Annotated in this window: 6 protein-coding genes; all 6 read right to left on the reverse strand. The window is 39.6% G+C overall.

What is annotated here, in order from left to right; genetic code table 11:
- Window positions 1–100: 100 nt before the first annotated feature.
- Window positions 101–1333: a cysteine desulfurase-like protein gene (locus CWB85_RS12025; protein WP_138555017.1), complete on the reverse strand. Its 1233-nt coding sequence runs from the start codon at window positions 1331–1333 to the stop codon at window positions 101–103.
- Between the two features lie 9 nt (window positions 1334–1342).
- Window positions 1343–1975 carry a 2OG-Fe dioxygenase family protein gene (locus tag CWB85_RS12030; protein WP_138555018.1) on the reverse strand — a complete coding sequence of 211 codons (633 nt, stop codon included), beginning with the start codon at window positions 1973–1975 and terminating at the stop codon, window positions 1343–1345.
- A 212-nt stretch (window positions 1976–2187) separates the two neighbouring features.
- Window positions 2188–7953 (reverse strand): leucine-rich repeat domain-containing protein, encoded by a 5766-nt coding sequence (locus CWB85_RS12035; RefSeq protein WP_138555019.1) that lies wholly within the window; start codon window positions 7951–7953, stop codon window positions 2188–2190.
- Between the two features lie 103 nt (window positions 7954–8056).
- Complete coding sequence (locus CWB85_RS12040; protein WP_016709095.1) at window positions 8057–9055, reverse strand: hypothetical protein; 999 nt, start codon at window positions 9053–9055, stop codon at window positions 8057–8059.
- On the reverse strand, window positions 9055–10002 hold the full coding sequence (locus tag CWB85_RS12045) for an autotransporter outer membrane beta-barrel domain-containing protein (RefSeq protein ID WP_138555020.1): 948 nt from the start codon (window positions 10000–10002) through the stop codon (window positions 9055–9057). Before CWB85_RS12045 ends, CWB85_RS12040 begins: the two co-directional genes overlap by 1 nt.
- Window positions 10003–10211: 209 nt before the next feature.
- Window positions 10212–12809 (reverse strand): bifunctional aconitate hydratase 2/2-methylisocitrate dehydratase, encoded by a 2598-nt coding sequence (gene acnB / locus CWB85_RS12050; RefSeq protein WP_138555021.1) that lies wholly within the window; start codon window positions 12807–12809, stop codon window positions 10212–10214.
- Window positions 12810–12914: the final 105 nt, after the last annotated feature.

Below are 12914 nucleotides of genomic sequence, written 5' to 3' on the forward strand. Positions count from 1 at the left end.
GCGGTAAGCGGTAAGCCAAAATTTGAGCGTTGCAAATTATTATGTCAACACTTAAAAAGCACTCGATCCGCTTAAAACTTACAGCTTATGACTTATAGCTCTAAAATAATTGATCAAACAAATCAAACAGCTTATCGAGCTCTTCAATGGTGTTGTAATGCATACAACCGATACGCACAACGCCGCCTTTATCTAACACTCCTAATTGCTCACATAAGCCTTGGGCGTAAAAATTACCATCCCACACACAAATGTGTTGTTTACCTAAAAACTCAGAAACCTGACGCGGCTCCAGTCCTTCAAAGGTCAAAGCAAAGGTTGGGGTACGCTGTGATAGACGCTCTAAATCATCAATTCCAAATAACCTGATCTTAGGGTAGTTAACTAAGCGAGTTAGGAAGTGCTCACTTAAGGCCATTTCATGTTGCTTTGTTTTCGTAAATGCTGCGGCTAACTTATCACGTCGTGAATGGCTATCATCAAGCTCACTAATATCTGCGATATAGTCCACAGCCGCAATCAGACCTGCTAGTGCTTCAAAACTTTGCGTGCCCGTTTCCCAACGACCTGGGATTGCATCTTTTGCAGGTTCCACTTTATAAGGTGTAAATCCTTCAAGATGTTCACGCTTACCGTAAACCATGCCTAAGTGAGGGCCGAAGAACTTATAGGCAGAGCAGGCTAAGAAGTCACAATCTAACGCTTGTGCATCCACCAGCTCATGAGGTGCATAATGCACTGCGTCAACATAAACCAATGCACCCACTTCATGAGCCATGGCAACAATACGCTGGATATCGTTAATAGATCCTGTGGTGTTTGACGCATAAGTCACAGCAACAAGCTTGGTATTTTGATTAAGTAAGCTTGCAAAATGCGCTAAATCTAAGCTGCAATCAGCTTCGTTAATCAATACAGTATTAACCTTCACGCCTTTATCTTCAGCTGCTTGCTGCCAAGAGGATACATTTGAGTAGTGATCAGCATTAGTCACGATGATTTCATCACCCGCTTGCCAATTACGAGAAATCGCACGACTAAAGCTAAACGTAAGGCTGGTCATATTCGCGCCAAATACAATTTGCTCGCGCGATGGTGAATTAAGTAAATCAGCCGCTGCTTGACGCGCATTAGCCATTAGCTCAACGGTTTTATCGCTTGAGAAAAACGCGCCACCTAAATTCGAATTGTAATAGCCTAAATAAGCCGACATTGCACTGAGCACTTGCTGCGGCACTTGCGAGCCACCCGGGCCATCTAAAAATATTGGCGATTTACCCGCAACTTGCTGCATTAATGCCGGAAATTGACGGCGAAGTTTAGTTAAATTCATTGCCATTCCTTAAGCCGTTAATACAAAGCAGTCTAGGTAACCGTCTTTACTTGCATCAATTTTATTCATCGGTGTGGCGTTATGCCATACTTCGCGGTCATTAATAAGTGCAAACATACCGTCTTTAATTTCCATTTTAAAACATGGCTCAGCTTGTTTGTTTTCATAAACCAACAGTTCACCGCCTTCTAAGTTTTCGTGAGATACACCACAAATACACACGTGATCAAAACCATCTTGGTGAATACCCTCTGGTGCAGGTGGTGTATCGCTGTCGATTGCGAGCATTCTAAATTGGTGAATTTCAATATCACGGTCTTCATCTATCCCTGTAATTGCACGAAATTCATTAACGATACTTTTCATCCCTTCACTTTGTAGTAAGCCTTGCTCTAAGTTTTCATACGTACGCTCAACATTACCTTGAAAGGTATTGATTGAATCATCTTGTACAAAGGCTTTAGTGGCTTGTAATTTTAGCTCGCCACCTTGTGCTTTGATCACTGAATAGCGGCGTTTACGAAATGCACCATCAGCGTACGGATTAGCCGGAAGATTGGCAAACGATGGCTTTACCGCCTCGATATGAGCTTGGTTTACAAAACGAAGTTGTAATAGGTTCTGGTTGTTTAATGCTGTCATAAAATATCACCTAAAAAATAAGAGACTAACTCATAAATATTGGTGGGATTTTAATGCAAATAGATAGAATTTTTTGCGTCTTTATTTGGTTAAAGGCAGCTAAATGTATAAAATTAAGATCTAAAAGTGAGTTTTATTGAATTTTTAATTTAAAAATGAAAACGACCACATGGCGTGGTCGTTTTCTCATCTATAAAAGGTATTCAATAAACTTAAGGTGTTGTCTCTACAAACTCAACATTTACTTCACACGACTCTGTGATTGGACCTACTTCATAATAGTCAGCTGAGTGCCAAGTACCATTACAACCTGAGGCAGAATCAACTTCATAACCTTCATCTGGATATAGACTCAGACCACGAGTTTCATTATCTCCTAGTGTAAAACTATTCTCACTTACCACACCATTACCCGAAACAACAACATTTACAGCATAAACTTGACTATAATAAATGTTGTAATAATCTTGGTTATTACGCAAATCTTCCAAATAGTTAACGGTTTCATTACTTAATGGATTATTATGAAACTCTAATATAGCTGATTTTTCAGCAATAAAATCAACCCCTGTAATCGTCGATAAATTCGAGTTACTGAGCCTTACCTCAGTTAAAGCTGTATTATTTGAAAAATCGATATTTGCTATATTCGTACTGTCCAAATATGCGGACTCTAAGTTTATAAACAAACTAGTGTCAAATGAACTTAATTGTTGGTTGTTGCCTAAACCCACTGATATCAGTTGTGATGGCGAGGCAATATTTATTTGCTCACTTAAAGTAAACTGATTACCTTGCAAGAATAACTCTCTTAAATTAATTAGACCACTTGTATCAAATGAAGTTAAATCCGCGTTGTTAAATTCTAACCTCCTAATATGTGGGAACTGTTCATTACTAATTAAGCTTGAGTCTAATCCGTCGATACGTAGAGTATATAGATCTTCAAGATGACTTAGATTTAGTCCAGCTAAGCCATAACTGTAACTAATGTCTAAAAATTCCAATTCAAGATTATTTGATAAATTTAACTCATTTAATTCTAAAGAGTTCGCGAAAAGCCTCCGTAACTTAGTATTCTGAGTTAAATCCAATGAACTTAGTGGATTACTGTTCACCCAAAGAACTTCTAAATTAGCTTTATCACTAACATTTAAGGTTGTTAAGGCATTGTACTCCACATCAAGATGAATCAAATTATCGGTGCTGGCGATGGATAATACACTTATGTTATTAGTCCAAGCACCAAGTTGAACCAATGAAAGCTGATTACTAAGATCCAACTCTACAAGTTCATTATTACTTACCCATAGATGAGCAATTAATGGGTTCGCGCTAACATCTAGCTGGGTAAGCTTGTTATTACTTAAATCAAGCTCTAGTAAATTAACATAACGACTAAGATCGAATGTTGTTAACCCAATTGCATTTAATTTCAACACTTCAATTAAAGAAGGATCTGCAACCTCAATTGTACTTACTTGGCTATCATTAATTGAAAGCTGACGTAGTAAAGGCAGATTGGTTAAATTGAGGTTTTCGCCTACATTTACATTACTAAGACCTATACTTTCTATGTTTGTAAATGCTTCCAGTCCAGCCAGCGCTGTAATTTCACCATAACCTTCATATTGGCAATTTAACTCTGTAACACTCTCTAAATTAGTTTTCCCAGAATTATCAACACACATAGCAAGCGCAGGATCGGTAACATTTGCCTGAATAGATAATGGGACAAACTCTTTAAAGGTTACATCGATTTGGCAGCTTTCCGTAACGGATGAAACTCGATAGCCATCGTCTTCTATAAAACCATCACACCCAGAAATAGTATTAAGTACATAACCTGGGTTAGGGTCAATTGACGTCCACCACGATGAACCATGCCTTACAAAGCTCTCATCACCGACACCAAGCGAACCATTGCTATCACTATTAACTGTAATAGTATGTTGTGGAGCATCAAACGATAAGTAAACTTTATCTTCTTCAAGGCAACTATTACCTTTTAAGTATTTACAGAAAGTAATATCACGGCGGTTGTTATCAATAAGCTCTATAACCGTTTCTTGACCATCAAGTATTAACTCCAGTTTGCCATCCACTAACTCAACATTTACTGGGTCAGCGTCATCAAGCTGGAAAGTATAATATTGTTTATCTAGGGCTTCATCGTAATCACCATAAGTAACAAACCAGCGAGCAATGCCATTGCTATCATTTTGATAAAGGCCAAAGGCTAAATTATACTCATAAAATTGATCAACCTTAGTTGAGTTTGAGTAATCATGAATGTATAGGTGTGAAGTTGAATCAGTAGCTTGATTGTTATCGTCATAAAAATGTGTTGTACGCTCAACATAGTAACGCTCACCGTCAATTGCCACTAACGTGTACTTAAACTCTCCATCGAGATAGCAAGTATTTAAAGATACATCACACCAATCCACTACTTGCCAACCGTCATTAGTAGTATCGATATACCTCGCACGTTTTAAATGACCGTCTTCGAACCCTTGCTGATAAGAACTCGTACTGACTGTAAAGAAAACCTCACCATCATCGTAAACTTGAATTTCAGACCAATGAGTATCAATGTCATGACCATCTCTAAATTGATGGCGACCAGCAAAATTATCGGCACTAATCGGTTGCTCGTTACGGCGAATCATAATGCCAGTATCTGTGTAATACTCTCCTTCAAATATGCCTTGGGTGACAAGCTGATAACCTACGTTTAGATCTTTAGTGATATAAAATGATTCAGTTCCGCCATCTTCAGGAAAGTTAAGCACCATCGTATTATCGGTTACTTGCCAAGTAAAACCCTCATCAGATAAATCACTAATATCATGAGATACACCGGTACCATCATCACTAAACGTAACTTTGTAAACTGTATCCTCACCTACAAGGTCAACAGACCATTCACCAACGATGTCATCAGCAGTGATTGCTAAACGTTGCTCAAGAGTTGTTTTTGTTACCTCGTAAGCGCTTGTATATTCTTCAACTAAAACATCATTTTTATAGTGTTCAATGCTTCGATCTAACTCATACCAGTTACTACCTTTTTCAGGTAGTGGGGTTAATCTCAGGCTGGTAGCTATATCTTTAACAGTCACTTCAACCGGAAAACCCTCTGGGTATTCTATATTTTGGTATTCACCAAGAATAAACTCTTGCTGTGGAGTGATCTCTATTACCCCACCTACATTTTCATTCCAAATAACATCGACTTTACCGTTATAGGTTAAAGAGCCAGTGTTATCTTCACGCAACTCAACTGTATAAGCACTTGCGTAATACAGATCTTGATTACCAATTATGAAGTTACCCGCTACTTGCTGTTGCTCTTTAAAGGTCGCTGTAATTTCACAATCAGTGTTACTTGCAAATGCAATGTAATGGTTACCTTCTATATAGCCTTCACACCCCGTAATGCTATCTACTACGTAGCCTTCTGCTGGCAGTATTTCAAAACCAACATTTTGATAAGTGAATGAGTCTTGAACTATCGGTGATAACTCACCGTTACCTGTGGAGTTTGCAGTAAGTGTTACTTTAGGGCGCTTAGGTAAATAGCTGATCTGTGTTGCTGCTGAACACTCACTACCTTGTTGGTAATGACAAACAACAATCGCATTCTCATCAGCTGAAACAAGTTCGAAATACCAGGTTGTGCCGTCCACCTCATAGCTTAATACACCATCATCGAATACAAGCCCAGTATATTGTTCACCATTAATTTCAAGTGTGTAATCAATACCTTGATCTGTATAGTTTGAGTATAACTGATCTGTATTACCATTTTGGCTATAAAACTGAGTGTAGTTTTCCAATAATTCTTCGGTGAACTCTGAATACGACAAGTCTTCACTGTATTCATAGATTAAAATAGCACGAACTTGCTCAGTAATATTACCTTGCTGATCATAAGAGGATTGCGTTCTTAATATATAAAACTGATTATCAACAATATTTATAAACTCATGAACCATATCATCCGCTAGGTAACAGCTACTATCAAAACCTTCACAGCTAGTTACCAGCTGGTTGTTGTAAACAAAACGCTTACGTATAAACACGCCATCTTCTAGGTAACCTTGATAGCCTGTGTAACCCAGACCTATCATTACTGTGCCATCACTATGCAGATTAAGATCATAGTTTTGCGCTGTACCAACAAAGCCATGCCAACGACCTATAAGATCTTCATTGGTAGTCGTTACATCAGCCTGCTTAACAATTAAACCTGTTAGTGAGTTACCTGACTCATCAGAGCTGGTGTCTAAAGCAACCAGCTGGTAGCCTGCCGATAACGTCTTGGTAAACCAAAAATCAATTACACCAACTTCGCCATCTTCATCATAGCTAACAGATAATTTGGTGCCATCTAATACCCAGTTAAAACTTTCACTACTGTCATTGTTTACATCGCCTGTACCATCAGTATAAAAGCGTAACTCCTCTGGTTCTTCACGCTCGGTAGTACCATCAAAACTGCTGTCATCTGCTTGAAAGAGCCAAGTATTTGCTGTTAATTCTGTGGCAGTTAAAGCAATAGTTTTAAATTTGTTAATTAAATTAGTGGTATAAGTATACTCTTCTGCAGGGCTCGTTGTGACAATACCGGTCTGTTGATCAAGAGTCTCGATTTGTGTTGTACGTGTCACTTCTATGGTCTTAAACACATCATTTTCAGCTAAGATTTGGAAACTTATTGCTTTTAATTTCATCGTTTCTTCAGGATCAGAGCTGCTCATTCCTGCATGAGCTTTATAAATAATCACGTCATTAGCTAGTGCAAGATTGTAAATCCCCCCCTCTTGAGTCATCGTTACATTAGAGCTCGTATTGGAATGAAGTTGACCATTACCATCTGCTGATAGTGTTAAGTGAAATGCGCGATTATTATAATAACGGGGTGAGTTAATAATAAATTCACCCACTAATGCTTCCTTACTACCTGTTACAAGATCGTCGTCTTCTTTAATTTGTTTTTTAGTTTCTTCAATTAACTGTGGATCTTGTTCATTAACTTGCTCTTCAAACGTTTTAGCAACATTTTCATCAGCAACCAGTTCCAGGGTACTATTTACACCTTCAGGTAATTGATAAGCAGGGTTATCAACAACGATTTTAATTAAGGTCGCAAGTTGAATTTTTTCATCCGCATCAACATTTAAAAGAGCTGCGTCAAGCTCTTCAGTAGTGGTTGGTTCAGCACCGTTACGTGTTAAAAGTGCAAATTCAGCCGTTGTAACATTAGTGATGTTTACACCAAAGTTATCATTACTATCAAGTACGTTATCATCACCTGCTTGCTCAAGTAGCTTTTCTACCGAGCTTAATTGCGACACAAACTCAACACCTGGGTTTAATGAGTCTAAGCCTTTAGCTTTTACACGTACCAGTTTTTTGCCTGAACCTTCGTCGATAATTAACTCTTGGGTATAACGACCATTCGCATTTGCCTGTGTTGCAAAAGATTCATTCCCTACAACAATCTCAAGTTCAGCATTAGCGATTGGCTCATCTGTAACTACCCCTGTAATGGTAACGTTCGACACTTTACGCTTAATTACAACTTCTTGTGTTTTTGAAGCTGTAGCGCCATCATCATCTGTTACTGTAACTGTAAAATTAACTGTTATATCTTCTGTTATATCTGCAGAAGTGAACGTCGCATTTGCTGCTGACAGGCCATCGCTAGTCAACTCAATACTTGCATCATGACTCCAGCTATATGAAGCAATACTCCCATCGCTATCACTTGCAGCTGCATTGAGGGTAAATGCCTCTTGCTCTATCGTCTCTGCAGGCGCGGTTATGCTAACTGTTGGGCTCTGATTGACTGGATCAATTGGGGGAGGCGGTGTTGAGCCCCCGCTGTCATCACCGCCGCCTCCGCAGCCAGTTAAAAGTAGTGCACTCGTAAATAAACCAATGCGTAGTTTGCTGTTGCAAAAATCCATTTTCTTTCCCCTTTTAAATGGATAAAGTTCAGTAAATTAGTTCGCTCACCCGATAACTAAAAAAAACCATAGAGGTTCTATGGCTTGTATTCAAATCAAAACTTTATAATTTATTTTTAACTTCTTTTAATTGTTCTGAAAAGGTAAGGTTTCTTAAGTCTCCTAAACCTACCGCTTCGGTAAGTTCGGCTAGCTCGGCTTCAAATTTAAGCAGCTCACTCTCAATCTCTTTATTACCTAACGCTGTTTTTAACTCTGTATACTCACTAAACAGACTATTTATACGATCGATTTGATGGGCAACAAGATCTGCGGCTACTTTTATATTGTCATAGTCTCGGTAATTTTTCTGAGCGTAAGCTTGCCCTTCCGCTAGCTGGCTCTTTACGTCACCATACACCACAGGAAACACACTGACTTTATCTGAATTAGCTAAGCTATAGATTTTATTAATATGTTCTGAAAAATAAAACTGCACCACTGCGTCTTTTTCTAATGCTGTTAACTGCTCTAAAAGCTGTGGGACATACTTTTCTACCTGCGCTTCTTTACCATCTATGAGGAGCTCTTTTAACTCTTGGTGCTGCTCATCTAATAAAGCGTAGCGCTTCTCAAAATGAATTTTGGCATCGATCTGAGTAAGTACAGCAAATTCATCTCTTACCGGTTTCAATACAGCCGTAATTCGCTCTTTAGATAAACTCGCAGCAGTAACTAAATTAATAACCTCTAAACTTTGCTCCATGACTTCATCTGCAACCGTATCCGATGAAAATAATGAAGCACTATCAAGTGCATGCTCTGGTGACAACCTTAATTCATCAAACTCACGATCAAGCACTTGCCAAATCTTTTTAGCTTCAGCGACTTTCTCTGCATCAAAATCAGCCAAAGATTCTGAATCTATTAAGTTATAAGCTGTTAACGCTTCTTGAAAAGCTTGCTCAGCCTTTTCATAAGCCAGTTGTAATTGCTCAGGTGTTGCTTGTTCACCAGTCAGTCCAGAGGTAATGCTGCCTAAATCTTTTTGTACTGACTCGATGGTTTTGCAACCCGTTAAGCCCACAGTTACGATAATTGTTGCTAGTAATATTTTCTTCATTAGTAGCTCCATTGCACACCGAATGTATACGCAATATTTGTGTACTCAACCTCAGGGACTCTTAAACGCTGACCATTCGCTAAGTTTTCGGTTACCACGTCTCTGGTTTTATAATTTGCGTCTATACCTGCGATGATCGCAACATGCTGTAACACCTGATAACGCATTCCAGCTCTTGCAAAGACTCCCCAACCATTAAAGTTATCGGTCAAAGTTGTGGTTTCAAATTGGGTATTTTGAATTTGTGAATACATAGGTGAACTTACCTCACCTTCAACGTACCAACTATATTTGTTGAAGCTATCTTGTAAACGACTGTCAAAGCGAGCTCCTAAACTTAATAAGATGCCCATTTGATCTTCTGATACCGAAATAACGGGGCTTAAATTTGAAGTGTAATCTTGCTGAGCCCCAGTGTGCCCACCATCCATACCTGGCAAGGTATAACGAGCAGGATTATTTGGATCATCAGAGATTGCCATTAGAGCTTGATCAAACGCATCGGCGCCAGGTTGTACAAAAGAAAAGTTTGAACGAGTAAAGCTAGAAGTGAAAAATTTAATTCCAGCTGTTATCTGAACAGCTTGACTAAAGTTATACGCAGCTTTGGCACCGACTTCACTAGAACGAATTTTGAACGCATTTTCTTGTACCGCGCCAAACTCCCCCATACTCCAGGTTTCTGTTTCTATTTCGGGAATAAACGTGGTTGCGGAGTCAATATAATAGCCCCAATCATCATTAAGACCGCTATAAGAAACTTGGCGAATCGTTGTATTAGTTACATCTATTGACTGACTTAACTGACCAAAACCAGCAACATCCCCTAACGTTTCACTATAGCCAACACTTTCAAAGCCAACGCGTATTTCACTAAATGAGGGGTTTGGAGTTGCATAAATTGATGCGCTAAATAAAATTATTGATGGCAACAAGAAGAGTTTCATTTTCTCACCTTACACTACATTGATATTTATAAACATGCAGCAAGCAAGGAAGATAATCTGAAATCATGTACCATCCTTGGTTACAACAAATAACATTTGTTAATATTTATAGACAAAGTTTAGCTTAAGTGAATAATCAGTCAAGTGAAAATGAATGTAGACTTAACAAAAAACCCGTGTAAAACGGGCTTTTTAACAAAGACAAGCGTTTAAACTGCCTGTTGAATAATCACTTTGTCTGCTTTTTTAGTGTAAACAGGCATGCGGTGGAAGTTTAAGTAACGGTATGTGTCAGCTGCTGTTGCATTAATTTTCGCAGCATATTCTTGATATTCAGCAGGTGTTGGTAACTTACCTAAAATAGCCGCGACAGCAGCAAGCTCAGCGGAGGCTAAAAATACATTCGCGCCATTACCTAAGCGATTTGGAAAGTTGCGGGTAGAAGTAGAAACCACCGTCGCCTTATCTGCAACACGCGCTTGGTTACCCATACACAATGAACACCCTGGCGTTTCAATGCGAGCGCCTACGCGACCAAATATACCGTAATAACCTTCATCGGTAAGCTGGTCTTTATCCATCTTAGTTGGTGGAGCAACCCACAATTGAGTTGGAATACGCCCAGTAAAACCATCAAGCAATTTACCTGCCGCACGGAAGTGGCCAATGTTAGTCATACAAGAACCAATGAATACTTCGTCGATTTTCTCACCGGTAACATTTGATAATAAACGTGCATCATCAGGATCATTTGGTGCACACAAAATTGGCTCTTTGATATCGGCTAGGTCGATTTCTAGGACGTGTTTATATTCTGCATCTGCATCAGCTTCCATCAACTCTGGATTTGCTAACCATTGTTGCATTGCTGTAATGCGACGCTCAATGGTACGTACATCACCGTAGCCTTCAGAGATCATCCACTTAAGCATCACAATGTTTGATTCTAAATACTCAGCAATCGACTCTTTAGAGAGCTTAACAGTACAACCAGCGGCTGAACGCTCTGCAGATGCATCTGATAACTCAAAAGCTTGCTCAACCGTTAAATGCTCCACCCCTTCAATTTCTAGAATACGACCAGAGAACTCGTTGATCTTACCTTTCTTTTCAACCGTCAATAAACCTTCTTTTATAGCAAAGTAAGGGATTGCATGAACAAGGTCACGTAACGTAATACCCGCTTGCATTTTACCTTTAAATCGAACCAGAATTGATTCAGGCATATCAAGAGGCATAACGCCTGTTGCGGCTGCAAATGCAACAGCACCGGAACCTGCAGGAAATGAAATACCTAGAGGGAATCGGGTATGTGAATCACCACCAGTACCTACGGTATCTGGTAATAACATACGGTTTAGCCAGGAGTGAATTACACCATCTCCTGGACGCAGTGATACGCCACCACGGTTCATGATAAAATCGGGTAGTGTATGATGCGTGTTAACATCAATCGGTTTAGGGTAAGCTGATGTATGACAAAAAGACTGCATAGTTAAATCGGCTGAGAAGCCTAAACAGGCAAGATCTTTAAGCTCATCCCGTGTCATCGGGCCGGTAGTATCTTGCGAACCGACCGTGGTCATTTTTGGTTCGCAGTATTGGCCAGGACGAATGCCCGTTACGTTACATGCTTTACCCACCATTTTTTGTGCAAGTGTAAAGCCTTTATCAGACAGCTCAGTGATAGCGGGTACTTTAAATACATCCGTTGCACCTAAGCCAAGGGAGGTACGGGCTTTATCAGTTAAGCCACGACCAATGATCAGTGGGATCCGACCACCAGCACGAACCTCATCAAGAATGACATCTGATTTAAGTTCGAATGTGGAGATCACTTCATCTGTACCGTAGCGCTTCACAACACCTTCATATGGATAGATATCAATTTGTTCACCCATATTAAGTTCATCAACATTCAACTCAATTGGTAACGCACCAGAATCCTCCATCGTATTAAAGAAGATTGGCGCTATTTTATTGCCTAAACATACACCACCAACACGCTTGTTTGGTACAAACGGAATATCATCACCCATAAACCAAAGCACCGAGTTAGTGGCAGACTTACGGGAGGAGCCCGTCCCAACAACATCACCAACATACGCCAAGGGCAGGCCTTTTGCTTTTAATTCTTCTAGCTGCGTAATTGGCCCGACTTCACCGTCTTTATCTGGTTTGATACCGTCGCGTTCAATTTTTAACATTGCTAAAGCATGTAGAGGGATATCTGGACGAGACCAAGCATCCGGTGCGGGTGATAAATCATCAGTGTTTGTCTCGCCGGTTACTTTAAAAACAGTCACAGAAATTTTTTCAGCAACAGCTGGCTTGCTAGTAAACCACTGTGCATCTGCCCATGATTCAATCACTTGCTTAGCAAAGCTATTACCTGCTTTGGCCTTCTCTTCAACATCATAAAATGCATCAAACATTAATAGGGTATTAGCAAGGCCTTTAGCGGCGATTGGCGCAAGCGACTCATCATCAAGTAAATCAATCAGAGGGGCGATATTGTAACCACCAAGCATTGTACCCAGTAGTTCTACGGATTTTTCTTTTGAGATAAGCGGCGACGATGCATCCCCTTTAGCAATTGCGGCTAAAAAGCCAGCTTTAATATACGCTGCATCATCCACACCAGGTGGTACACGGTTCACCAGTAAATTTAGAATAAACTCTTCTTCACCAGCCGGGGGAGTTTTAACTAGCTCAATAAGATCAGCTGTTTGCTGAGCATCTAATGGCGCTGGTACGATACCTAATTCGGCACGTTCTTCTACGTGTTTACGATAATCCTGTAGCACAATATAGCCCTCTTTGGTGACGTGAAAGTATTTTGACGATTTATAATAAAGCTTTTAAGTATAGATTAAAATCCATCCTGTAAAGCAAAACATAATACTCACTAT

The organism is Pseudoalteromonas sp. S1727 (genome assembly GCF_005886375.1).
Classification (GTDB): Bacteria; Pseudomonadota; Gammaproteobacteria; order Enterobacterales; family Alteromonadaceae; genus Pseudoalteromonas; species Pseudoalteromonas haloplanktis.

Coding starts and splice junctions, on each gene's coding strand:
- CWB85_RS12035 (WP_138555019.1), bottom strand. CDS start 7,953: ATGGATTTTTGCAACAGCAAACTACGCATTGGTTTATTTACGAGTGCA.
- CWB85_RS12025 (WP_138555017.1), bottom strand. CDS start 1,333: ATGAATTTAACTAAACTTCGCCGTCAATTTCCGGCATTAATGCAGCAA.
- CWB85_RS12045 (WP_138555020.1), bottom strand. CDS start 10,002: ATGAAACTCTTCTTGTTGCCATCAATAATTTTATTTAGCGCATCAATT.
- CWB85_RS12030 (WP_138555018.1), bottom strand. CDS start 1,975: ATGACAGCATTAAACAACCAGAACCTATTACAACTTCGTTTTGTAAAC.
- CWB85_RS12040 (WP_016709095.1), bottom strand. CDS start 9,055: ATGAAGAAAATATTACTAGCAACAATTATCGTAACTGTGGGCTTAACG.